The 23,754-nt window shown below is 58.1% G+C and carries 17 protein-coding genes and 2 pseudogenes; 15 read left to right on the top strand and 4 right to left on the bottom strand.

Translation table 11 applies throughout. The annotated features are described in order from the left end of the window. The first annotated feature begins 227 nt into the window (after positions 1 to 227). Positions 228 to 4,331 (top strand): dermonecrotic toxin domain-containing protein, encoded by a 4,104-nt coding sequence (locus ACZZ0A_RS11725; protein ID WP_463543122.1) that lies wholly within the window; start codon positions 228 to 230, stop codon positions 4,329 to 4,331. After that, positions 4,234 to 5,103 carry a M35 family metalloendopeptidase gene (locus ACZZ0A_RS11730; RefSeq protein ID WP_463543123.1) on the top strand — a complete coding sequence of 290 codons (870 nt, stop codon included), beginning with the start codon at positions 4,234 to 4,236 and terminating at the stop codon, positions 5,101 to 5,103. Before ACZZ0A_RS11725 ends, ACZZ0A_RS11730 begins: the two co-directional genes overlap by 98 nt. Positions 5,104 to 5,168: 65 nt before the next feature. Here the strand turns inward: ACZZ0A_RS11730 and ACZZ0A_RS11735 are convergent, their stop codons facing one another. Then, positions 5,169 to 5,438: a PepSY domain-containing protein gene (locus ACZZ0A_RS11735; protein WP_042705002.1), complete on the bottom strand. Its 270-nt coding sequence runs from the start codon at positions 5,436 to 5,438 to the stop codon at positions 5,169 to 5,171. A gap of 152 nt (positions 5,439 to 5,590) precedes the next feature. On the opposite strand from ACZZ0A_RS11735, the gene ACZZ0A_RS11740 reads away from it, so the two are divergent. Next, positions 5,591 to 6,592 (top strand): FecR family protein, encoded by a 1,002-nt coding sequence (locus ACZZ0A_RS11740; protein ID WP_007917427.1) that lies wholly within the window; start codon positions 5,591 to 5,593, stop codon positions 6,590 to 6,592. A 56-nt stretch (positions 6,593 to 6,648) separates the two neighbouring features. On the opposite strand, the gene pvdQ is transcribed toward ACZZ0A_RS11740, so the two are convergent. Then, entirely contained in the window at positions 6,649 to 8,994 is a 2,346-nt protein-coding gene (pvdQ, locus tag ACZZ0A_RS11745; RefSeq protein WP_463543124.1) for a bifunctional acylase PvdQ, read from the bottom strand. A 1,259-nt stretch (positions 8,995 to 10,253) separates the two neighbouring features. Between pvdQ and ACZZ0A_RS11750 the strand changes: the two genes are divergently transcribed. Continuing rightward, on the top strand, positions 10,254 to 10,631 hold the full coding sequence (locus ACZZ0A_RS11750) for a hypothetical protein (RefSeq protein ID WP_007918105.1): 378 nt from the start codon (positions 10,254 to 10,256) through the stop codon (positions 10,629 to 10,631). Positions 10,632 to 10,649: 18 nt separating this feature from the next. Here the strand turns inward: ACZZ0A_RS11750 and ACZZ0A_RS11755 are convergent, their stop codons facing one another. Then, positions 10,650 to 10,838, bottom strand: a complete 189-nt coding sequence (locus ACZZ0A_RS11755; protein WP_007918108.1) for a hypothetical protein — start codon at positions 10,836 to 10,838, stop codon at positions 10,650 to 10,652. Positions 10,839 to 10,996: 158 nt separating this feature from the next. Between ACZZ0A_RS11755 and ACZZ0A_RS11760 the strand changes: the two genes are divergently transcribed. The 6 genes from ACZZ0A_RS11760 (at position 10,997) to ACZZ0A_RS11785 (ending at position 18,447) form a co-directional block, all read left to right on the top strand. Then, complete coding sequence (locus tag ACZZ0A_RS11760) at positions 10,997 to 11,137, top strand: hypothetical protein (RefSeq protein WP_007918111.1); 141 nt, start codon at positions 10,997 to 10,999, stop codon at positions 11,135 to 11,137. A 275-nt stretch (positions 11,138 to 11,412) separates the two neighbouring features. Further along, positions 11,413 to 12,660, top strand: coding sequence for an MdfA family multidrug efflux MFS transporter (locus ACZZ0A_RS11765; protein ID WP_007918113.1), 1,248 nt, complete (start codon positions 11,413 to 11,415; stop codon positions 12,658 to 12,660). A gap of 11 nt (positions 12,661 to 12,671) precedes the next feature. Beyond that, entirely contained in the window at positions 12,672 to 13,802 is a 1,131-nt protein-coding gene (locus tag ACZZ0A_RS11770) for a LuxE/PaaK family acyltransferase (RefSeq protein WP_007918115.1), read from the top strand. A 1-nt stretch (position 13,803) separates the two neighbouring features. After that, on the top strand, positions 13,804 to 16,200 hold the full coding sequence (locus ACZZ0A_RS11775; RefSeq protein WP_007918117.1) for an acyl-CoA reductase: 2,397 nt from the start codon (positions 13,804 to 13,806) through the stop codon (positions 16,198 to 16,200). Positions 16,201 to 16,243: 43 nt separating this feature from the next. Beyond that, positions 16,244 to 17,545 carry a phenylacetate--CoA ligase family protein gene (locus tag ACZZ0A_RS11780; RefSeq protein WP_463543126.1) on the top strand — a complete coding sequence of 434 codons (1,302 nt, stop codon included), beginning with the start codon at positions 16,244 to 16,246 and terminating at the stop codon, positions 17,543 to 17,545. Then, positions 17,533 to 18,447: a GNAT family N-acetyltransferase gene (locus ACZZ0A_RS11785; protein WP_463543127.1), complete on the top strand. Its 915-nt coding sequence runs from the start codon at positions 17,533 to 17,535 to the stop codon at positions 18,445 to 18,447. The genes ACZZ0A_RS11780 and ACZZ0A_RS11785 overlap by 13 nt, the downstream gene beginning before the upstream one ends. 70 nt (positions 18,448 to 18,517) lie before the next feature. On the opposite strand, the gene ACZZ0A_RS11790 is transcribed toward ACZZ0A_RS11785, so the two are convergent. Then, positions 18,518 to 19,045 carry a hypothetical protein gene (locus ACZZ0A_RS11790; RefSeq protein ID WP_007918129.1) on the bottom strand — a complete coding sequence of 176 codons (528 nt, stop codon included), beginning with the start codon at positions 19,043 to 19,045 and terminating at the stop codon, positions 18,518 to 18,520. A gap of 382 nt (positions 19,046 to 19,427) precedes the next feature. On the opposite strand from ACZZ0A_RS11790, the pseudogene ACZZ0A_RS11795 reads away from it, so the two are divergent. The 5 genes and pseudogenes from ACZZ0A_RS11795 to ACZZ0A_RS11815 all read left to right on the top strand — a co-directional run. Next, positions 19,428 to 20,558: pseudogene (locus tag ACZZ0A_RS11795) on the top strand (HAMP domain-containing protein); the annotation flags it as partial. 333 nt (positions 20,559 to 20,891) lie between these two features. Continuing rightward, a pseudogene (locus ACZZ0A_RS11800) lies at positions 20,892 to 21,419 on the top strand (methyl-accepting chemotaxis protein); the annotation flags it as partial. A 315-nt stretch (positions 21,420 to 21,734) separates the two neighbouring features. After that, positions 21,735 to 22,181, top strand: coding sequence for a DUF411 domain-containing protein (locus ACZZ0A_RS11805; protein WP_095112082.1), 447 nt, complete (start codon positions 21,735 to 21,737; stop codon positions 22,179 to 22,181). Further along, a complete protein-coding gene (locus tag ACZZ0A_RS11810) occupies positions 22,181 to 22,615 on the top strand; it encodes a YqaA family protein (RefSeq protein ID WP_042704985.1) in 435 nt (144 codons plus the stop codon). Before ACZZ0A_RS11805 ends, ACZZ0A_RS11810 begins: the two co-directional genes overlap by 1 nt. Before the next feature lie 87 nt (positions 22,616 to 22,702). Continuing rightward, a complete protein-coding gene (locus ACZZ0A_RS11815) occupies positions 22,703 to 23,752 on the top strand; it encodes an alpha/beta fold hydrolase (RefSeq protein WP_007918137.1) in 1,050 nt (349 codons plus the stop codon). Positions 23,753 to 23,754 lie beyond the last annotated feature (2 nt).

Here is a 23,754-nt window from a genome sequence, read left to right on the forward strand (position 1 = left end):
TGAAGCTCCAGAATGATTATTGGAGGGAACAACAGCGTACGGACGACTTGCTCGTCGATTAACCACGGCGGAGCTGTCGGCTGTCAACCCTTCGATCATTCGGGAGTGATTGACGCCCTTCCGCACATTTCAGCTCGGCGCGTGCGGTAACTATGTACCGCCTGCGCGCTGAACTGCGTACCTATTCTTGAGCCCCCGCCCAAGGCGCCTGCATTCAGAGCTCAATGATGTCTAGCCCCACTGCACCTTTATTGTTCCCCGACATTCTTAAATCCCCAGGCCTGCATGAGGGCTTCCGTCTGGCCCACGGTCTGAACAGCAAAGATTTCTCTTGGCTCGCTCATGTGCAACTGGCAACCCATGCGCTGCGCAGCGAACAAACCCCGCCGATGCTGGCCGAACGCATTCTGTTAAACGCCGACAAGCAATTGGCTGTTCCGCTGGCCGGCAGTTTTATTCTCAGCGCCGGGCCGGATGACAAGGGCGTGTTTCTCTATACCCCCTACGATGGCCTGAAAAAATACAGCGATCACAAAGTGCTGACCGAAGCCTTGCAAACGCGCCTCGACAACGCTGACGAAAAGGATGATCTGCTTGCCTTTCTCACCGTGTCGCTGCGCAAGGAATTGGTGGAGAAACGCAGCTTTACCCTGACCCGTGAAACGATCGAAGGCGATGTATTTGACGATCAAAAAGCCGCGATCAGCCAATCTCAGGAAACCTGCGGGCGCGACCAGCTGGATGAACTCAAACGCCTGCCTTCGCTGACCACCCTGCTGGAAAAGATTCTCGATGAACTGCTCGAACCTCACTTTGCCGGTTTGCAGCAGTCGCGCACCCGGGTCAGTTTTTTCGCTGACACCGCCCCACTCTCCGGGGATGTCAGGCAATGGGTCGATTCGCTATCGCTGAGTGAAGCGCTACTGCTGTACTTCCGCCGTCATGGCTGGCCGCGTGGTCAGACAGCTGAATTTTCCCATCCCGCCCGCGCAACCCGGCCTGCTGACCAGATCGCGTGGGCAGAAGCGATCAAATCCGCGGCGGGAAAACTGACCATGCTGTTGTTTCGGCAACTCGAGGCCTACTGGAATGCCGCCTCATTCGAGGGCTCGCCCAGACGCGCATTCTTCAGCCAGACACTGCAGGATCAGGTGCGTGCGGATTTGATGATCAAGCGCGAAACGGAAATCCTCTCTGCCGCTGAGTTCGACGCATTGCACTGCTTGATTCGGGAACCGAATGTCGCTTTCCAGCGACCCACCTTCGAAACCGTGTGCTTGCGCGAGGAGAGCACCTATGTCGAGTTGGCCGGCTCGCTGATGATCAACCATGACAAGGCCTATCTCTACACCCCCACGCAAGGCTTTCAGGTTCTCACCGACTACGCCGATCTGAAACAGACGTTGACCGCCAAACTCAATGCCGCCGGACATGAGGACGAGCTGTACGGCCTCATGAGTATGGAGGAGCGCAATCGCTATCTTGGTTTCACCAACGCCCAGGTGTCCGGTGAAAACATCGGCGGCGAGATCATTGCGACGCTGTTTGAGGCAATCCTCACCAAACAGCGCCAGAACGTTGAATACGTCTTGCAACTCTTTCGCCAAAGCGAGCGCACGACTGACATCCATGCGCTTTTCGACAAGGCGCTGGATGTCCGCGCACTGATTCACGAGCGTCTGCTCAAGCTTGACGTCAACGAACGCTGGAGCACCCGCCCGCTGTTTTCCAGCGCACCACCCTCCTCACTCGTGCAGGCCGACAAGGCTGGGCAATTGGCGACAAAGCTGGAACGCACCCTGGATAATCTCACCAGCCACTTTAAAAATCAGCCGACCACGAGCAGCACTGAACAACGCGCCTTTCTCGAAGATATTCGATGGAAACTGGCGCAGGCTTTCGAGGACGGCGTGCGTGGAGAGGCACAGATGAGAAACCTCAGCGGGTCCTGGCTGACGGCCGAGCGAACACTAGTCGAAACCGTGTTCAACGCAAAACACGCAACACGCATGGATCGCCAGTCCCTCAATGGCTTCCGGCCGGATGCATGGTCGCTCACCCTCACCCGCACGGGCCAAAGTGAAGTGATGTCGCTCGCCCACTGCGTACTCCTGACCGAACGCGGAGGCATGGATGTCAAGCATTCCGGGCGTGCCATCCTGTGGACCCCAGCCATGGGCCTGGAATCGTTCGACGACATCGCCATTGCGCAAAAGCAAATGCAACGACGGCTCGACGACAACAACCAGAATCAGACGCTGCTGGAAAACCTGCCACCGAAGCAACGCCAACTCGATCAGCCATACACTCTGGGTACCTTCCAACTGATTGAAGGCGATGTGTTGAACGACCGCATGCAGTCGGCCATTGAACATTTCCTCGACCATTGCGAGCTATTACGCGCTTGCATCAAGGACAAGGACACACTCGCAAACTTCCTGAGTCAGATGAAAAATACCGTCATCGATACCAACTTGCGCCGGGCCATTGAACTCGCGCGGGCCATCGTCCGCCGGCTCGACTATCCAGACTGGTTACGCATGGCCCCGGTCACCGAACAACACACGCAACTCGCCCTGCTGGATGAACTGCGGCGCAGCTTTATCGATGGCAAGGATTTTCTCGAAGGCGTCCCTGCGTTAGCTACCTATGTCGAGCAGACGCTGAAGACCCTGCTCGACGCCAGATTCCCGAACAATGGACTCAAACCCCAGGAGATCCAGATCACACCGAATCTGACGCTGGCCGGCCCTGCGTGCAATCTTCTCGATTTTGCCTTGCATCACTACAACATCGTGCAGGGCACCGGGTTCAAGGTCGCCTCGAACACAGCCACCGCGTTACCGAAGCACCTCAATCAGACTGCCGTGCAGCAACTGCTGCAATCCCTCGATATCACCACCACCTACACGCAGAAAGTGACGCAAGCGCTGTCAGCTGACAGTGCCTCGGCACGCACCAGCAAAGCGCGCTTTTTACGTCAATTGCCCTGGCAGTTGATGCAGCACGCGCACTCGCTGAAGTTGCAGCAACAGCTGTCAGAAAGCGGCTACGACTACATTTGCCAGGTTCTGGACATGCCGGACGGGGTGGCGCGTGCCACAGTCAAGGACGCCCACGCCATTGTCTGCCCGCTGTTATTGAACAAAACCACGGGCGCCGCTTTTGTCGAGGCCCTCGGACTTTATGTGATCGGGCCGGGTGCAGGACAAACAGGTCCACGGGTGCTCTACGCGCCTTACTCCAAATACGTTTTTCGCGAATTCGATAATGAAGCGCAGTTGATTGATGCGTTGAATACACCGGGGCACTTCCAGGATCTGATCATTCGACGTTTGCCCTCAGCGCAACAGGCAGGCTTCAGGAATCTATTGAAAACAACGATCGGCAAACCGACTGAAATCAAGCTGCAAAGCACTGCCGTTAACGGCAATCTACTGGAGCGATTGCACAAGGACACGCTCAGCCTGTTGCCGCAGTTGCTCAGTTGCCAGCCGCAGATCAATGCGCAATCCGACTGGGAAGCGGCGAAGTTTCTATTCAGCCACGGTGTCCGTCTGGTCCCCCATCTGTTGCCGGGGAAACTCGCTTCTTTGTTTTTTCTCTGGAAGAGTTACAAGGACTTCAAAGAGTCTGCCGAAGACCTGCAGGAGCACCATTGGGCGAACGCCCTGAAAAGCTTCATTGCAGGAGCGATCTCCCTGTTCAGTCTGGGTCGTTTATCCTGGGAAACAGAGGTGGAAGAGGAAACAGCCGAATTTGCCACTGAAACGCAGGCGCCTGGATCGACGGCTGCCGCAAGCGGCGCGACGACAACGGTAAAAGCCGCCGCTCGCTGGGCAAAAGTCGCACCCGTTACGGCCTCTCGCATTAATCTGCAACGCTTTGAAACCACCACCGCTCTCGAGAAGCTGAAGCTTGAGGACAATAAACTTGTTTATAGGGATTCGTCGACGGCACAAAAATATGCGGCGATTGCCGGCAAGGTCTATCCGGTGATCCAGTCTGAAAAAACCTGGTATTTGCAGGTAAAGGACGGCGGGCAAGGGCCGGCGCTTGAACAGAAGAACTCGAGACTTGTAATTGCCGGCGCCGACAAGTCGGCTCGTCGTTGCCGGTCAAAACAACGCAACAGCGTGCAAACCGACATCGAGCGCAGCCGCTCAATAATGATGCACATCCAGGCCAAAGGGATGGCACAAATCAACCGCCGCTATCCCGCCAAGAGCCTTCGTGATTCAGCAAGCTGTCGCTCGGGCGAGAGACTATGCGCTGAATTGCCTGCACAACTTCGTCATAAATCGCGACAACCTGGGTGGCACTCGAGTTGAAACATTACTCAAACACTTTTTCGAAGTTTCGCAAATCACACCCAGGCTACTCAGAAAAATCGAACAGGTGATCATTCCCCTTTGCCGTGAGTTAACTGATCCAAAAGATGACTTGCTCTATACGGAACGCTTTTTCGCGGGCCTGAATGCGCGGTATGGCGACGATACGGTTGCATTTGTTTTCAAGGAAGACAAACGAAAGGTCGTCCACTTCACCGAACTCTTTTTTAATCCGGGGCTGCATGCCTACACCGCTTTTCTGCCGCCCAGGTTCAATATTGACTCTCATGCTCGCGCGATCACGCTGATCCATGAACTTTCGCATTTAGTCTGCGACAGCGACGATTTCGAATCCGTAGAGGCGATGGGGCCATTTCCCCAACTTATCGATACATCAACCGCAAACGGGCTACTTCTCAAAGCTGATATTGATCGGCTGCGTAAGTCCTTTTCCCGTTCCACCCCATTTTCGCAGTTGTTCGCAGAGAAGAGTACGAAGGGTGTGTGGGTGGGTCTGGATCAGTTGCCGGAGCGCGCTAATGAGTACAAAAAAATTCTCAGTCTGACAAAAACCCAAAACCTCGCAGATGCACGTAAAGCCTTTCGCAGTGCGGTTTCTGATGAAGCACGCGTTGATGTGATGCTGGCCAACGCCGATTCGATCGCGTTGCTCATCAGCGAAATGGGCCGGGAACTGGACCCGCTTCCGGTCCCCATACCTTTACCGGCGCCAACTTCAAGTCAGACAGGATCCTCATCTGCTTCGCCTTGACGACTGGAACAAAAAAATACGCCGGCTAGAAGCCGGCGCATTTTCACACGTTGCATTCGGGTTGGTTAATCCTTCTGATCACGCAACACATTGCCCGACGCCCCGTCGATACGGAACTCGTAGACAACGCCATCAGCCTTGCGCCCCTCGCCTTTCCAGTAGCCGTTGTTGTCGGCCTCGATCTCATAGACCTCGACATAACCGGCCTTGGTCTTGACGATCTCAATGGCTTTTTCGATGGTGATCCAGCCAGCGCCCGGCCGATCGGCCAACGCTGCGCCAGCGCTGAGCAAACTGGCGGTGGCAATCAACGCTGCGATTGTCTTTTTGATCATTTTTTCACTCCATTTATGGATAGTGTTCATTAGCGTCCTGCTTTTTGGGTGCCGGAGCGAAAAATAAGTTCCACTTTGATGGGTAAATGCCATGACGAATGTTCTCGGCAACTTGCCGACAAGGTTAGAATGTGCGAAATCAGGACGAGTCAATGACCCAAGACACCCTCTCGGAAGCCGAATACGATGCGATCACCGATGCCGCCGCGCATTGGTGCATGCGTGTGCACGCCGCCGACTGCACAGACGGAGAGCGTCTCGCATTCAAGCAATGGCACGACGCACATCCACTGCATGCCTTCGAATATGAAGCCATGCTGGAAATCTGGGACGTGGCTGAACACTTGCCTCGCCCGGAATCGGCGTCATTCGTGCCAGCGCCTCGACCTTCGCGCGCATGGCGTCAATTCGCTGTTGCCGCCGGTGTCTGTGCACTCGCCCTGCCACTGGCCGCTTACACTGGCTGGAACCTGGGCTGGCTGCCCGACAGCTATGAACATTTCGCCGCCACCGATAATGTCCGGCAGGTCACGCTGAGTGATGGCAGCCAGATCGAACTGAACCTGAACACCGACCTGACCTTCAGCAATTACAAGGACGAACGCCGGGTCACCCTGAAAAAAGGTGAAGCGTTCTTTACGGTCAGTCACGACATGGCCCACCCGTTTGTCGTCCGCGCAGGCGAAGGCAAAATTCGAGTCACGGGAACACGGTTCAACGTCTGGATGTATCAGGATCAAGTGCGCGTGAACCTGATCGAAGGTTCGGTGCTGGTCACCAGCAGTCGTTCATTACCGGGCGATGGCTTGCGCCTTGGCCCGTCGATGCAGGCACGTTACAAACAAGGCGACTACATGCCACAGATCAGCCAGACCTACGCCAGCGACACGTCACTGGCGTGGCGCAATGGCAAACTGGTGCTGGATAACCTGGCGTTGAGCGAAGCACTGCCACTGATCAACCGTTATCTGAGCAATCCACTCGAACTGGCTGATAACAGCACCGGTTCGATTCGCGTGGGTGGCATCTACAACATCAAAGAGCTGAACAACCTCGCCAACAGCCTGCCCAAGGTGCTGCCGGTCTACCTGAGCCGTAACAAGGAAGGTAACCCGGTGATCAACTCAATACCGCAACAGCCACCAAAAAGCTGAAGGCCGCACCCCTTGCAGGATGCGGCCTTCAGGCTCGATGCAATGAACGCTTGTACTTATTGAGCGGCGACTTTCCCCGCCTTGTCCAACGTCGCGCGAACAGTCTGCACCTGATACTGCGGATCAGCCTGAATCTGCTGTTCGGTGAACGGCAGCACACTCCACTGCTTCTTCGAGAACGCCTCGGTCTGATCCCGCGAATACTTAGATGCCGGATCGCTGGACAGCGAGAACGCCAGTAGCCCTTGGGCGTGCGGGCCTTTGTCGTCAAAGGTCACGACTTGCAGGTAGCTGGTGCCACTGACCACTTCGAGTTTGCCGTCCTCACGAGGCACGCTCTGGATGGCGTTGTAGATCCCGAGAGCAGCCGGCCCGCCGTGAATCGGCGTCTGTTGCCCGCCACTGCTGACCACCTGGATATCACCCCAGCGGGTTTGCGGCGTGAGGCCCATTTTTGTACTCGATTCGACCGACGCCAACATGGCCGCACGCAACGCCTTGGCCACCGCTGGCTGCTCGACTGCCAGGCCACGCGGAGTGTGTTGCGCATCCTTGGGATCGAACGCCACGCGCCAGACATCCGGCGAAGCCTGCAATGCATGCATGATGTTCTGGAAGTGCACCAGGCCCACGCCCGAATCAAGATTGGCGCGGCCATCCCAGGCCTTGAGGCTGACGCAAACCGGTTTGAGAGCCTGAGCGTCGGCGCCGAGGTCAGCGGCACAGAACTTCAACAGATCCGGCACCACCTGCGTTGCCAGATACACCTGGTCGTCCATCACCATTTGCTGCAGATCCTTCACCGCCAACGGCCCTTTCTTGCTCAGTGTGCTCAAACGATCCAGAGCAAACCGGGCGCGCAAGCCCAGCGGCAGGCCATCCTGACTGATCAACGGCGAGAAACCGGTGAGCGGCTGCGCCGGGTTGGCCAGCCATGCCGAGTCATTGGAGTGCTGGACAAAGTCCTTGCGCAGCAGTTGCGGCAGTTGGCTGGAGGCATAAATGCCTTTCTGCGCCGCTTGCGGGTCGATGTCCCACGCGCAGGCACTGTTGGAGCCGTCCAGCACGATCATTTGTGTGCCGATACGCGGGTCGCTGCACTTGGCCAGTTTCTCGGCGTTGACGTTCGGCACCACCGACAGGTTCATGTACAGCGTCTGGCCTTTGTCATCGACGGCCAGGGTGTTGACCCACGGAATCCCCTGAATCTTGTGCACCGAATCCTGCAGTTCTTGCAGCGTCTTCGACTGATTCATCGTGTACCACTGGTTCAACACCCGATCATTGTCGAGGTTGGCGTCGCGCAGGCTATAAGCGAACTGATTGTCCCAGTCGAGCTTGCCCGGCCATTGCACAATCGGCCCGAATTGCGAGCTGTAGACATCACGCGAGACCGGAACCACTTGCCCGTCGGCCTGTTTCACCTGCACGGTGACGGTCTGCTTGTTCAACGGCAGGGATTTGCCATCGAGCAGATAGCGTGTGGAATCCTTCGGATCGAGTTGCAAACGATACAAGGTGAAGTGTTTCGACGAATCGACCGTGTGCGTCCAGGCCAGGTGCTGATTGAAGCCGATATTGATCATCGGCAGGCCCGGCAATGCTGCGCCCATGACGTCGAGTTTGCCGGGAATGGTCAGGTGCATCTGATAGAAGCGCATGCCGCCGACCCAAGGAAAGTGCGGGTTAGCCAGCAACATCCCGCGGCCATTGACCGAGCGTTCACTGCCCACTGCGACAGCGTTACTGCCACGGTCCAGGGCGAAGCGCTGCTGACGTGCGTCAGCCAACTGATAGGCCTGCACGTTTTGTTCGATTGCGGCGCTCGCATGCGGCGGTGTAGCACCGGCCAGGGCCTCGGCGAACTGGCCGACACCGCCCTCGACCAACAGACGGCGGGTCAGCTTCACCAGATCTTCCGGTGCAATCTCTCGCACCCACTCACCCTGACACTGTTGCGGCAAGCCTTGCGGACGGCGCTCGGCCAGATAACGGTTGTAGCCGGCGGCGTAGCCCTCTACCAGATCACGCACCTGCGCAGGTTGCGCCTGCCAGAAAGCCTTGACTGCTTCAGGCGTATTGAGCCAGGTAAAAAACACGTCGCTGACGCGGTTTTCGCGTTGCTCGACGGTGAACTGATCCGGACCGAAGTAACGGGAACGCTGGCCATTGACCGTCACGATCTCGTTGGCCAGCAGGCAAAGATTGTCCTGGGCATAGGCGTAGCCAATGCCAAAACCCAGCCCGCGCTCGTCTTGCGCGCGGATATGCGGCACGCCAAAAGCAGTGCGGCGAATATCGGCACTGACATCCGTGGCCGGGCTGAACGCATGGGCCGAACCACTCAAGCCAAAAACCACGCCGGCCAAGGTCAGTCCGGTTAACTGTCTGGAAATTATCACGCTCGCTCCTGATCGACATGCCAAAGAGCGGATCTGACGCTGACGCGGACCCGCCCTGGAAACACCCACGCGTCCACGCGCAATGAGCCTGTCGAAGAAACGAAGCCGAAGAAAAAAATTTAGGCTCGCCGCGTAATCCCCGAAAGCACAATCAAAAGCCCCTCACCCTAGCCCTCCCGAAACGTCGGACCGCCCAGAGGGAGAGGGAACTGACCGAGGTGATTGGTAGAAGTACGCCGACATGAAATACCGAGCCGGACTCAAACCCAGAAGCAGATCAAAAGCCCCTAATCCTAGCCATCTCCCAGAGGGAGAGGGAACCGACCGAGATGATTGGTAGAAGTACGCCGACACGAAATACCGAGCCGGACTCAAACCCAGAAGCAGATCAAAAGCCCCTCACCCTAGCTATCTCCCAGAGGGAGAGGGAACTGACCGAGATGATTGGTAGAAGTACGCCGACATGAAATACCGAGCCGGACTCGAACCCAGAAGCAGATCAAAAGCCCCTCACCCTAGCCATCTCCCAGAGGGAGAGGGAACTGACCGAGGTGATTGGTAGAGGTACGCCGACGTGAAATACCGAGCCGGACTCAAACCCAGAAGCAGATCAAAAGCCCCTCACCCTAGCCATCTCCCAGAGGGAGAGGGAACTGACCGAGGTGATTGGTAGAGGTACGCCGACGTGAAATACCGAGCCGGACTCAAACCCAGAAGCAGATCAAAAGCCCCACCCACCCCGCTTCTCACCACTCAACAGGATGAGCGTTAGCTCGGCTGCAGCTCTTGATCTTGCCGTGCTGGCCCCTTCGGCAGGCTGAGTGGAGGGATTTATCCGGGGGTGGGAGCGCAGCGACCGTTCGACGAAGTCGAACACATCGAGAGGAGGTGCAGCGAAGCAAACCGTAGGCGATGCCCCCGGATAGATCCCGCAACGAAGGCACCCGAGCCACGGCGAGGGCCGAACGCCGGGGCCCAGACCTTTGGTTCCTTTGGGGCGTTTGCCAAAGGGACTCGCTGTAAGAGCGAAACCGCCAGCCGCAACACCCAAAACAACGGATATTCACCCAAAACCCCAAGAGCATGGTCGGCCCAAAGGCCGCCAAGCCCAAAGCGATCTCAAGCCAGAATCACAAGAAAAAGACAAACCCCCGACAAATTTTCTACATCTTTTCTTTCATGATTTGTCGTGCTGATACGTCTTGTTTAAAGAGCGCAAAAAAACCTTTCCCGATCAGGCTCTGAAAAGGAGTAATCGCATGTACAACTCGCAACTACCAACGGACGGTAGCCAGGCCCCCAAAGGAGCTTCCATGAGCCCACACGCGAGCGATTTCGGGCAACGCGTCGAGCGTCACGGCAACGAACGCATCCGTTTGCTGCTGAAAAGTTTCGGGCTGCGCACCAGCCTGATTCGTCTGAAAGTCATTGATGCCCTGCTGGTCGCCGCACAAAGCGAGCGGCGTCTGGGTGTGCGCGGCGTCCACAGCCAATTGCTGGATCTGGATATCCCGCTGTCCTTTCTCAGTGTGCGCGAAGTGCTCAAGCGTCTATGCGCCGAAGGGGTGATCACCTTCAATGAAGACAAGAGCTACAGCCTGCATCCACAGGCTGCGGCAGTCCTCAACAACGATTGATGCGTGCGGCAAACGCCGTCAAGGCTTGACCTTGCGGCGCATGACGCCGTTGATCACCACCACGATCACTGCCACACCGATGGCGACGAACTGGAACGTCTTTTCCGAAATCATTCCTTGGTTTTGCAGCCAGGACAGGCCGAGCATGATCGCCAGGACCGACACGGCGATCAGAATCGAATAAATCAAGCGTTGCTTGTGGGTCATTGCGGCTTCCTGAAACGGTGAAATGTATCCGGTTTGTATCCGCTTGCATGCCATGCACATACCGTTCTACGGGGATGCGCCGCTGCAATCGGGGTCTCATGTTACAGCCGATGAAGAGTTTTGGCTTCATGACGGCGTAACCATGAGGAATTTTCAAAATGCTGCGTCGAATCACCTGGCTGATTCCCGTTCTTGCCCTGCTGACCCTGAGTGGCTGCATCATCTTCCCCCACGGCGGCTGGCATGACGATCACCACCGTTATTACCAGGGTGGCCCTGGTTATTACCAACATCGCTAGAACAGGATTGTTCGCCCTGCCCGCTTGCCCATGAACAGATTGAGGCAGGAACTCAACAAGCCCGATCAACTTCAAACAAAGCCCGCCCTGTTGCGGGCTTTTCTGCTTTTGCCAACGGCGGCTGCCGCGCAGTTGAAACTCACCTGATACGCAAAGCGGACTGGCTAAACAAGTTGCAAGCATTTGAAATCTAATGTCGCAGCAAAAGAATAGGTCACACCCGCCTCTGCAACTAGTCTCTGGCAACTTTCTTCTACTCTCTAACAGGGACGTTTATGCAGAGAACACTTATAAGAATCGGGCCGCGACAAGTACTAGGGTTTTGTTTGGCGCTGAGCGCTTTTGAACTTCTGACGTATATGGCAAGTGACTTGATCATGCCAGCCATGTTGGCCGTGACAACAGAACTTCAGGCCGACGTCAGACATGTTCCCCATGCGTTCAATCTGTATCTGATTGGCGGAGTCTGCCTGCAATGGCTGATTGGGCCGCTGTCCGATCAATGGGGCCGGCGGCGAGTACTGTTGATCGGCTGCGCATTGTTTGCAATCGCCTGCGCAAGTGCATTTGCCACCCAGCGCATTGAAACCTTCAATCTGCTGCGACTGTTGCAAGGCATGGGACTGGGTTTCGTGGTCGCGGTCAGTTATCCCGCTCTTCAGGAAGTATTCTGCGAGGCCGATGCGGTGCGTTTGATGGCGCTGCTCGGCAATATCGCCCTGCTTTCACCGCTGCTGGGGCCGCTACTGGGTATTGTCTTGCTGCAATGGCTGTCCTGGCGCGAGCTGTTTCTGGGCCTGGGTTTTGCCGCATCAATGGTCTGGCTGGGGCTTTTCGTCTGCATGCCGGAAACGGTCGGGGTCACTCGCCGCGATGGGCAAGTACAAGCCGCCGTGCCTTTTTCCTGGCGCCAGACCGGTCAACGCTACCGAGCTCTCTTGAGTAATCGTCGCTTCCTCGCTGCCAGTCTCGCACTGGGCCTCATGAGCCTGCCGCTGATCGCCTGGATCGGCCTGGCACCGTTGCTGCTGATGCAGCTGCTCGAGCTGATGCCGCTGGAATATGCCTTGTGGCAGATTCCGGTTTTTTCCGCCGTCATCACTGGCAATCTGATCCTCGACCGCTTGCTGGTTACGCATTCTTTATCCCGGTTGATCCGGTTGGCGCTTTGGCCTTTTTGTCTGGGCCTTGTGGCGTTGATTGCCTGCGCGCTGTCAGGTGCCGGACTGGGCGCAGTGGTTGCCAGTCTGGCGCTGTACGCGGTCGGGCTGGGAATGAGCAACGCTGCGCTGTATCGGCTGGCGCTGTTTGCCAGCGACGACAGCAAGGGGTTGGTTTCGGCGCTGGCAGGCATGATTTCGATTGCTGTGATGGGGCTCGGCGGCTCACTGATTGCCGGCATCGGCGGTGGCGCCCGCCTCGACCTCTTCGCACTCTGCGCCGCCCTCAGCGGCCTGATGTGCCTGCCCCTGTTGCACGGTTTGTTGCAACGCACACCTCCCGACTCCTCCACTGCTCAATAACGGACTATTGAATGAATCACTTCCCCGCCAGCGATGCGCTTTGCGCATTGCCACACCCCTATTGCCCGGATTCCGTGCCAGCAGGCCTGTTTGATCGGGCCATGACCGAGATCAGTCGTTTTCATTGCCAGCACACACCCGGCTACGAACATTGGCTGAGCGCCAACGGCCTCGATGTGAAGGATCTGGACAGCCTCGATGACTGGTCCCGGCTACCGCCGATTCTGGCCAATTTTTTCAAGCAGCAACTGTTACTCAGCCCCACCGGGGAGGATGCCCTGGAACTGACATCGTCCGGCACCAGCGGCCAAAAAAGCCGCATGCGCTATGACCCGCGCAGTCTGTCGGCCGCGCAGTTCATGGTTGAACGAATCTTTAGTCATTACGGTTGGCATTCAGCGGATACGCCGTGCAATTACCTGCTGCTGAGCTACGAACCGCGGGGCGCGATCACCCTGGGGACGTCCTACACCGACCAATTCCTCTGCCGCTTTGCGCCCGTCAACCGCGTTGTCTACGCCTTGCGCTGCAACGGCGATGGCCACCAGTTCGATGTGTTCGGGGTCATCGCGGCCCTGCAAGCGTTCGCCGAAGAAGGCCTGCCCGTGCGCATTTTCGGCTTCCCGGCGTTTCTTTGGCAGACCTTGCAGCAGATGCAGGCCACCGGCGTGCCTGCGCTGAAACTGCCGAGTGCTTCACTGGTGTTTTTCGGCGGGGGCTGGAAAACCCGATCCAGCGAGGAAGTTCCAAAACAACAACTGTATGGGCGCATCGCCCGGCAACTGGGCATCGAAGTGTCGCGGTGCCGCGACGGTTACGGCGCGGTCGAACATGCGGTGCCGTATATCGAATGTGCCCGGCATCATTTTCATGTCCCCGTTTACGCCAAGGCTTACGTGCGCAATCCGCAGGACTTTTCCATCCAGCCTTACGGTCAGCAGGGCTTGCTGGGATTCGTCTCGCCCTACATCTCGTCCAGCCCGGCGCACGCGGTGGTGATGAGCGATCTGGCGACGCTGCATCCCGGGTCGAGTTGTGATTGCGGCCTCGCCAGTGACTGGTTCGAACTGCAGGGTCGCGCAGGCACCACGGCCGGTAGAAGCTGTGCGATGGCCGCGTCCGAATTGCTGGGGGGACACTGACATGTACCTGATCAACGGAGAACTGCACGCAGATGTCGACCTCGATAACGCACTGGCGCTGTTGCAGCAGACATTGCCGCAACGACTGAGTACACCGCTGGACAGCGCCACCGTACTGACTGCCGCCGCACATTTTGCAGGGCAATTGCACAACGCCGAGCTGCCGCTGGACGATGAACAACGCCAGGTGCTGATCGACTTCTGTCAGCCGCACGCCCTGCAACACAAGCTTGAACGTGAACTGGGCGATCAGGCTGAATCGCTGCGACGTGTCGATTATCAGCATTCGCGCTTTGAGCGCTGGAGTCCGCTGGGACTGGTGGTCCACGTCACGCCAGCCAACGCGCCGCTGCTGGCGTGCTGCGCGCTGATTGAAAGTCTCTTGGCCGGCAACATCAACTGGCTACGGCCCAGCAGCAGTGACCAAGGCCTGACGGCGCGCCTGTTGCACACGCTGGTGCAATGCGACCCCAGCGGTGAGTTGCGCCATTACGTCGCGGTGTTACCGGTGGCGACCGCGCAGATCGGCCGTTTGTGCAAAATGGCCAACGGCGTTTCGGCGTGGGGTGGCGAAGCGGCGCTGCAGGCGATCCGCCAACAGTTGCCGCCCGGATGTCGCTGGATCGACTGGGGGCACCGCATCAGTTTTGCCTACCTGACGCCGCAAGCGGCCTCGCCACAGGCACTGGACGCGCTGGTCGATGAGGTCTGCCGACTGGATCAGCAAGCCTGCTCCAGCCCGCAATGGTTGTTGGTCGATAGCGACGACCCCGCTGTTCTACAAGCAATCGGCAACGAATTGGCCAAGGCGTTCGAGCGCCGCGCCGGACAATGGCCGGCACTGATCCCGACGGTTCAAGAAGCCAGCGAAATCACCACCCGCACCCTGATGACACGTCTGAGCCAGAGTTTTTCCGCAGTGACGGCGCAGGTCTGGAGCGCACCGGGATGGCGAGTGATCTGGAGCCATGATCAGTTGCTTGCGCCCTCGCCGCTGTTTCGCACGGTGCTGCTCAAACCCCTGCCGCGTGCGCGACTGACGCAAAACCTGCTGCCTTGGCGCAACGTTTTACAGAGCTGCGCACTGATGTGCGACGAAGCGCAGATCGGTGCATTGTCGCGAACATTGATTGCCGCCGGCGTCAGCCGAATTGCGCCCATTGATGCAATCCATGATGGCTACGATGGCGAACCCCACGACGGCGTCTATGCACTGCAACGTCTGAGCCGGCGGGTGTCGGTCAGCGTCGCACCGACGCAGTTGCCCACCCACATGACCCTCGACCGTCCAGCTTGCAAGCCGACGCTGGCGGGCCTGGCGATCACCGACAAAGCAGCGTTTATCGCGCGGCCGACGACAGCAGCGGCGCAACTGTTTTTCCGCTCTGGCGGCAGCAGCGGCACACCGGCGCTGGCGGGATATAGCTACCGCGATTTTCAACGGCAAATACGCGCAACGGCCGACGGGTTGTTTGCGGCGGGTCTCGATCCGAGCCGCGACAAGGTGATGAACCTGTTCTTCAGTGGCGGTTTGTACGGCGGCTTCTTCAGCTTTGCCAAAGTGCTGGAAACATTGGGGGCCAGCCACCTGCCAATGGGTGCTCCCGCCGACGATGACTACGGCGATATTGCACAAGTCATCATCGAACAACAGGTCACCGTACTGATCGGCATGCCCAGCTCCCTGCATCGCTTGTTCCTCAACGAACAGCAGCGTCTGAGCCGTTATGGCGCCATCGAAAAAGTCTTTCTCGGCGGTGAACACATCAGTGAGCAGTGCCGCGAACTGTTGCAGCGCTGTGGCGTTGCCAGCATCCGCTCGGCGGTGTACGGCAGTGTCGATGCCGGCCCCTGCGGACATGCCTGCGCCGCGACCGGTGATGGCGTGTTTCATCTGATGGACGCGATCCAGCATCTGGAAATCGTCGCGCTGGAGGAGGACGTGCCTGTCGTTGGCAATGAAATCGGCCGTTTACTGTTCACTTCCAAAGCCCGCGAAGGTCAGCAGGTACAGCGTTATGAGGTCGGCGACACAGGGCGCTGGTTGCCCGGCGATTGCGCGTGCGGGCTGAGTTCCCCGCGGTTCGAGCTGCTGCAACGGCACGGCAGGCTGCTGCGTATCGGTAGCGATTTCATCTGCCTGAACGAACTCGGCAGACACCTGCAAGCACCGTTTCAGTTGCACCTCGATCACGCCCCTGACGGCCTCGAACGCCTGCTGGTTCGCAGCCCCGCTGCCCCCGCCGACCTCCTCCTCCGACTGGAAGGCTACGCGACGCTGACGAGCCTTGTGCGAGCCGGGCTGCTCACGGTGCAAACGCAAACCTGCGAGACGCAACAGTTCGACAGAAACAGGCATAGCGGAAAGATACCGGCAGTGGTCGACGCTCGCCGCTGAAAGTCCAACTTCGTCCATGACCAGAACAATTAAAGAGCCCCCCATGAACACAATACTTGAACTGAGCAAGTTGCTCGCCTTCGCCCGCGAACACTCAACGTATTACGCCAGACATTGGCAAGACCTTGCGCCGCAGATCAGCACACTGGATCAACTTCCGCCGATTGATCCGCAACAATACTGGGCCAGCAGCAATAACCTCGATCAATGGCCAGTACTGACTTCAACGGTTGAACGCGCACTCGTGTTCAAGACCGGTGGAACCACCAGCGCGGGTAAACTTTCGGTATTCACCCGTGAGGAGTGGCAGACACTTGTGCGCGACTTCGGTCGCCATCTGGCGAGCCAACTCAATCCGGGAGACCGGGTTGCAAATCTGTTTTTTGTCGGCGATCTGTATGCCAGTTTCATCTTTATCCACGACGCGTTGGCACACGAAACGTCAGGTATTACCGAATACCCCTTCACCGGCGACGTCGACTTTACACTGCTGACTGACTCTATCCGCCAGCACCGAATCAATGTGCTGGCCGGCGTGCCTGCGCAATTGCTGACGTTCGCCAGCGTGCTGGAGCGCCAGGGGCAAACTCTGGCCGAGGTCGAAAGCGTGCTTTACGGCGGCGAGAGCCTGTTCGCCGGGCAATTGCAGATGTTGCACCGAGTATTCCCCAACGCACGGATCGCTTCCATCGGCTACGCCAGTGTCGACGCGGGGTTCATCGGCGCCACAAGCCGCGATTGTGCCTTGGGCGAACACCGCATGCTCGCCAGCCACAGCGTGCTGGAAATTATCGATGAACACACCGGTGAAGTGATTGAAGAATGCGATCGCACCGGACGCCTGCTGATCACCAACCTCACCCGCCGGCTTATGCCATTGATCCGCTATCCCGTGGGTGATCTCGCCTGCTGGCGAGAGCCGGCCACGGCGAGCATGCGCAAGTTTGCCTTGATGGGTCGCAGCATGAGCAGTCAGCGCGTACGGGTCAGCAGCCTGACCCTGCTGATCGACGACATCGACACAATCATTCAGCGCAACACGGTCAGCGACGACTGGCAACTGGTGATCAGCCAATCGGCAAACGTCGATATCGTGTGTCTGAAATGGGTGCCCGAGGCGTTGAAACCCGAAACGACTCAGGCCAGCACAGCCTTGCACAACGCCTTGATCGAGCGTTATCCGCTGATCGCACAACTCTGCGCTGATGGCCAGCTTGAGCTGCAGGTCGCCTATTGCACAGCCGATGAGCTCGCTCGTCATCCGCGCTCCGGCAAACGCCAACGCGTCGTCGACCTTCGCGACTACGCCGCCCCACGTCCGGAGCAACGCCCATGGACAACGTGACGCTGCGCAGCTATCGCCGCTCCGATGCCGGAGCCGTCAGCCGTTTGTTCCGGGAAATCTATGGCGACCATTACGTACAGCCACACGTGTATTTGCCGTTGATGATCAACCAGAACCATGGCGATGGGAGATGGCATTCACTGGTGGCGGAATCCGGAAAAAAAATCCTCGGCCACGCCACGTTGTGCAGAAACGCGGGATCGCATACCGCAGAACTGGCGTTGAGCGTGGTCCATCCGTCGACCCGCGGGCAGAACATCGCCACCCAGTTGGGCATTCGATTGTTGATCCATGCGCAGGCGCTGGGTTGCCATGGTGTAACCATCAAACAGGTGACGCAGCACGCCTATACCCAACGCATGGCTGACCGGCTCGGCTTTTGCAGCAGTGGGTTATTGCTCGACTATGTGCCCTCGCCGTTTGGCGAAGCACTGCCGGAGTCGATTGTCATCGGCTACACCCCTATCGATGGCTACCGCCGCCCGCTCCCGGCATTGCCGTGGCCACAAAGCTGTCGCGAATTCATGGAGCATTTGTGCGAGGTACACGGGGTGCAGGAAAAAGAAACACCCTGGGTGGGGCCGCCGATGCAGATCGAACACGCTTTCGGGCGTTATGACGTGGTGCTGAAGAAACTCGACGCCGGCTTGCTTCAACAGCTACGACGACTGCCTGAACACTGGATGGTCTCGATCAGACTCAGGCTGGCAACCGGTTTCGCCAGCGCCGTGGACAGCCTCTCGGCAATGGGCTTCGTCTTTACCGGGATTGCCCCGAATGAACGGGGCGCTGGATGGTTGGCGTTGTTTCATCGGGGCTATTGCGCCCGATCGCTGGAGCTGCGCTGCCCACACCTGCAACGACTGCATAATCAGGCTCAACAACACGTCGCAGCACGCTGAAGCGAGGCGTTGCCGGGTTCTTGCACATCAACCAGCCCGTTCAAGCGCTGAGCGGGCTAAACGGTCAGCCTCAAGCTTTGGCTTTGACACCTTCATCGACCGGTTTCGCGGCGTTGCCTTCACCGTAGGTCTTGAGGTTCTGCAGAACATAGATCGCTTTCTTGAACTCTGGAATCAGACTCTGGCCGTAAGCGTTGCCATTGAGGCCATTGTTCTGAATGGCGTCGAGCTGGGTCGCGAAATACTCCAGGGCGTTGAATTTGGCATCGATATCTTTGGTCACGCCAAAACGGTCGAACTTGTCACCGGCGTTCTTCAAGGTAAACGAAGTGATCTCTGAGATCAGCCCGCGGCTGCGCAGCATCTCGCTCAGATTTCCCAATTGTTTTACCGAAACATTCGCAGGATCAAAGCCCTTGATGGCCTTGCGCATGCCCTGCTTGTCCATTTCAGCGGTATTCAGCGCGGTGGGATTGGTGCCGACCTTGGTCAGCATCTGCTGCACTTTGATGCTCTGGGCCACTTGTTTTTTCGCGCCGGTGTTACGAACCATAACGCCTGCTTTGCTCTCCCAGCCGCCGACAATACCGATCGTCATGAGAAGACTCCCTGTGAAATGAACATGAAAAATATCCGTGTTGAACGGCATTAATGGGCGCGAGTATCGGCGGGCGAACTGATGGCACCAACCTCTTTCTGCACTTTTTTACAATTCTCGTACATTCTCGATACAAAAGCGCAACGCCCCGCAAACCCTGACCCAGAGCTGTCATCACAATGAAATGAAAATGGCTTTTTCAACCAGTCGCAGGCGATGACCAGCGCTTGTGTATCGAACCCGATACCGACCAGTCATCGGCGCCCAGTTTTTTTAGGACGCAAGTACCTAAAGCTTCCCGTCGCAACGACGATACGCTGTGAATGCCCGCACTGTTTTAACCCTGCCCCTAATAAGAAACGCTGCTCAAGGACCGGTCTCCATGCCCGCATTCCGCACTATTCAGGCTCGCTACACGCTGTTTCTGGTTCTGTTCATCCTGCTGTTGTCGGTGTTGACCGTGGTCGGCATCAGCCAACTCGTCGCCCCCAAGCTGCGTCATACAGAAGAACAAGTCGTCCTCAACCGCATTGCCGAAGTCGCCGAGCAGATTCAGGGCGAGTTGAACAAAGTGCAGGCGCAACAGCGCAGCATCACCCAGACCATCCCGCTGCTCGACAGCGCCGCCATCGACACAGTGCTGCCAGGTCTGGTCGATCAGTACGGAGAGCTGAAAGTATTCGGCGGCGGGATCTGGCCTTTGCCGGGGCAACGTGAAGCCGGGCGCAACAAATTCAGCACGTTCTGGCACCGCGATGCCTCGGGCAAACTGGCGGTGAATACATTCTGGAACAGTGACGCAGCCCCCAACTATTACGACCAGAGCTGGTACAAGGGCGGCATGGCCACACCGCGTGGCCAATGCGCCTGGGCGGCGGCTTACAAGGATGATGCCAGCGCCGAGCCGCGCACCAACTGCGCCATGGCCATCCAGAAAAACGGTAGCGCGTGGGGCGTGTCGACCATTGACGTCACCCTCGGCTTCTTCAACGATCTAGTGGCGCGCAAGGAAAAAGACCTCAACGCCGAAATGCTGATCATCGAAGCCGACGGCAAGATCATCAGTAACAGCTCGCGCATCAGTGGCCAGATCGTGCTGAAGAACATCAGCGAACTGGCCGGCACGTCGACCTTCGCCAGCCAGGTCAAAGCCGCGTTGCAGAACCGCGATCAAGCGCAGCGCATCGAGTTCGATAACAACGGCGAAGCCAGCACCTTCTTCATGCGCCCGATTGAAGGCACGCCGTGGTTCCTCGCCACCGCCCTGCCAACGAAAATGCTCACGGCCCAGCGTGATGACGTCCTCAGCACCCTGAGCCTGTTGCAGATTCCGCTGGTGATTCTGCTGGTGCTGCTGCAGGTCTACGCGATTCGCCAATTGGTGCAGCGCATGAAAGCGTTGAAAGCCAACATCGATTTGCTCTCCAGCGGCGATGCCGACCTGACCCGGCGCATTACCATTCGCGCTGAAGATGAACTCGGCGCCATCGGTCACTCGGTCAACACCTTTATTGCCTACCTGCAAAACATGATCGGCGAAGTTACCCAAGCCACCGGCGCCATGGCATCGAGCCTCGACAACCTGCAACGCACCTCGGCGCACACCAGCCAGATCCTGCTGCGTCATGCCTCGGAAACCGATCAGACCGTTACCGCCATCACCGAGATGAGTTCGACAGCAGAAAGCGTTGCGCAGAATGCCGCCGAAACTGCCGCGTTCACCCAGCGCGCCAACGAAAACGCCGACCGTTCCCGCGTAGTCGTGGGCGAAGCGACCAACAGCGTGGTGGCGCTGATCGATGAAGTGGCCAGCGCTACGCACAAAGTTGAAAACATGCAGCAGGACGCTCAGCGCATCACTGAAATCCTCGGGGTGATCGGTGCAATTGCCGGGCAGACCAACCTGTTGGCGCTCAACGCCGCAATCGAAGCAGCTCGCGCCGGTGAACAGGGCCGCGGGTTTGCCGTGGTTGCCGATGAAGTCCGCGCCCTCGCCGCACGCACGCAGGCGAGCACCTCGGAAATCAACGAGATGTTGACGCGTCTGACGCAAGGCGTGAGCTCGTCGGTCAGCGCCATGGAAAACACCCAGGCCAGTTGCCAGTCGGCTGCCGACGCCACTGCAAGGGTCAATTCCGGTCTGGATGAAATGGCCGGTTCGGTCAGCCACATCAACAGCCTCAGCACGCAGATCGCCACTGCCGCCGAGCAGCAAAGCGCCGTGACCGAAGAGATCAACCGCAGCATGGTGCAGATCCGTCACATGGTCGATGAGCTGGTGCAGAGCGGCAAAGCCAGCGAACTGAATACCCATCAGTTACTCGAAGCCAACAGCCGGGTGAGCGCGATCATGGGGCGCTTCAAAGTCCGCTGATTCATGCAGGAATTTCTGCAAACCAGATAACCCCTGTGGGAGCGAGCCTGCTCGCGAAAGCGTCCTTTCAGTCACTGCATCCAGTGCCTGACACACTGCCTTCGTGAGCAGGCTCGCTCCCACAAGGTTCGACGGTGTTCACACAATTGCCACCTGACAACTTTGTCATCTCGCGCTCAGCAACCTGTCAGCCTTGATCTACGATCATCCTGCCAGCCCGTCTCGCAACAACTGGAAACATTGCGTTGATGCCAGGCGGCAAAAACCGGTCAAAATGCGTTCTTTTCTGATCGTCACCCGAGCCGAGAATCCGCTATGCGTACCCACCTGCGTCTGGTCGCCCTGAGCGCCCTGTTCATTACCTCCCTGGCGCAAGCCGCCGATCTGATCCCCATCGAAGTCCATCGTGACGCCAATTGCGGCTGCTGCAAAAAATGGATCAGCCACCTCGAAGCCAACGGTTTCAAAGTCGAAGACCACGTCGAAAGCGACATGAGCAGCTTCAAGCAACAACATGGCGTACCGCCGCGCCTGGCGTCGTGCCACACCGCAATCATCAACGGCAAATTCGTCGAGGGTCATGTGCCGGCAGAACAAGTGCTGGCCCTGAGCAAGCGTGACGACCTGCTCGGCGTCGCCGCACCGGGTATGCCGATGGGTTCGCCGGGCATGGAAATGGACGGCATGAGCGATGCTTATCAGGTTATCGGCCTGAAGAAGAATGGCGCTGACGTCGTCGTGGCGGACTACCCGGCCCATTGATCGGCGCCGCCTACTTCGGGCTGTTCTTTGCCGCGTTCGGTGCAGCGACCCTGTTGCCGCTGCAGTCCGAGGCATTGCTGGTCGGTTTGATCGTCAGCGAACGCTACTGGCTGTGGGGTCTGCTCGCCGTGGCGACGCTGGGCAACGTACTCGGTTCGCTGGTCAACTGGTGGCTGGGCCGTGGCATCGAGCGCTTTCAGGATCGGCGCTGGTTTCCGGTCAGCCCCGCGCACATGGCCCGGGCGCGCAAACACTATGAGCGTTACGGCCACTGGTCGTTGCTGCTGAGCTGGTTGCCGATCGTTGGCGATCCGCTGACACTGATTGCCGGCGTCATGCGTGAACCGCTCGGGCGGTTTTTATTGATCGTTACCCTGGCCAAAGCTGCACGCTATGGTGTGCTGGCCTTGCTGACGCTGGGCTGGCTGGGTTGAACGATCAGGCGCGGTGATTGCCTGTGTTTAACGTCGGCATAATCCAGTCATTCCAGCATCGGCCGATTTCAAACGGAGTTTGACCTTATGTCTGTCATGTTTTCCCGTTGGCTACCCGGCCTGTTTCTTTGCGCCGCCCTGCCCCTGTCGGCACAGGCCGCAACGCCAAGCGAAGCCGCGCCGGAAGGCCCGGCCTATGGCCCGGAGCTGCAAGGCTTCGAATACCCTTACACGCTTAAACACTTTGCCTTTCAGTCCCAGGGTAAATCCCTGCAGATGGGTTACATGGACGTCGCCGCTCACGGCAAGGCCAATGGCCGCACCGTGGTGCTGATGCATGGCAAGAATTTTTGCGCAGCCACCTGGGACAGTTCGATCAAGGCCTTGAGCGAGTCCGGTTACCGGGTGATCGCGCCGGATCAGATCGGCTTCTGCACCTCGAGCAAACCCGACAATTATCAGTACAGCTTCCAGCAACTGGCGACCAACACTCAGCAGTTGCTCAAAGCGCTGGGCATTCAAAAAGCCACCCTGCTCGGCCACTCCACCGGCGGCATGCTCGCCACCCGTTACGCCTTGCTGTTTCCCGAGCAGGTCGAGCAACTGGCACTGGTCAACCCGATCGGTCTGGAAGACTGGAAGGCCCTCGGCGTGCCCTATCGCACCGTGGATCAGTGGTATCAGCGCGAGCTGAAAGTCAGCGCCCAGGGCATTCGCGACTATGAGCGCACCACCTATTACGACGGCCGCTGGAAACCGGAATTCGACCGCTGGGTGGACATGCTCGCCGGCCTGAGCAAAGGCCCGGGCAAGACGCAAGTGGCGTGGAACTCGGCGCTGATTTACGACATGATTTTCACCCAGCCGGTGTACTACGAGTTCAAGGACTTGAAGATGCCGACCCTGCTGCTGATCGGCACCTCAGACACCACAGCCATCGGCAAGGACCTCGCACCGCCTGAGGTGAAGGCGAAAATCGGCCACTATGAGGTGCTTGGCAAACAGGTTGCCAAGCTGATCCCGCAGTCGACGCTGGTGGAGTTTCCCGGCATGGGCCACGCGCCACAAATGGAAGAACCGGCGCAGTTCCACAAGGCCCTGCTCGACTGGCTGAATACATCCAATCCCGTGCGTTGATG

The organism is Pseudomonas sp. AC242 (assembly GCF_979258655.1).

Excerpts from the sequence above, each read along its gene's own strand:
- ACZZ0A_RS11725 (WP_463543122.1), top strand. The coding sequence starts at position 228 with ATGTCTAGCCCCACTGCACCTTTATTGTTCCCCGACATTCTTAAATCC.
- ACZZ0A_RS11735 (WP_042705002.1), bottom strand. The coding sequence starts at position 5,438 with ATGATCAAAAAGACAATCGCAGCGTTGATTGCCACCGCCAGTTTGCTC.
- ACZZ0A_RS11740 (WP_007917427.1), top strand. The coding sequence starts at position 5,591 with ATGACCCAAGACACCCTCTCGGAAGCCGAATACGATGCGATCACCGAT.
- ACZZ0A_RS11750 (WP_007918105.1), top strand. The coding sequence starts at position 10,254 with ATGTACAACTCGCAACTACCAACGGACGGTAGCCAGGCCCCCAAAGGA.
- ACZZ0A_RS11755 (WP_007918108.1), bottom strand. The coding sequence starts at position 10,838 with ATGACCCACAAGCAACGCTTGATTTATTCGATTCTGATCGCCGTGTCG.
- ACZZ0A_RS11760 (WP_007918111.1), top strand. The coding sequence starts at position 10,997 with ATGCTGCGTCGAATCACCTGGCTGATTCCCGTTCTTGCCCTGCTGACC.
- ACZZ0A_RS11765 (WP_007918113.1), top strand. The coding sequence starts at position 11,413 with ATGCAGAGAACACTTATAAGAATCGGGCCGCGACAAGTACTAGGGTTT.
- ACZZ0A_RS11770 (WP_007918115.1), top strand. The coding sequence starts at position 12,672 with ATGAATCACTTCCCCGCCAGCGATGCGCTTTGCGCATTGCCACACCCC.
- ACZZ0A_RS11775 (WP_007918117.1), top strand. The coding sequence starts at position 13,804 with ATGTACCTGATCAACGGAGAACTGCACGCAGATGTCGACCTCGATAAC.
- ACZZ0A_RS11780 (WP_463543126.1), top strand. The coding sequence starts at position 16,244 with ATGAACACAATACTTGAACTGAGCAAGTTGCTCGCCTTCGCCCGCGAA.
- ACZZ0A_RS11785 (WP_463543127.1), top strand. The coding sequence starts at position 17,533 with ATGGACAACGTGACGCTGCGCAGCTATCGCCGCTCCGATGCCGGAGCC.
- ACZZ0A_RS11790 (WP_007918129.1), bottom strand. The coding sequence starts at position 19,045 with ATGACGATCGGTATTGTCGGCGGCTGGGAGAGCAAAGCAGGCGTTATG.
- ACZZ0A_RS11805 (WP_095112082.1), top strand. The coding sequence starts at position 21,735 with ATGCGTACCCACCTGCGTCTGGTCGCCCTGAGCGCCCTGTTCATTACC.
- ACZZ0A_RS11815 (WP_007918137.1), top strand. The coding sequence starts at position 22,703 with ATGTCTGTCATGTTTTCCCGTTGGCTACCCGGCCTGTTTCTTTGCGCC.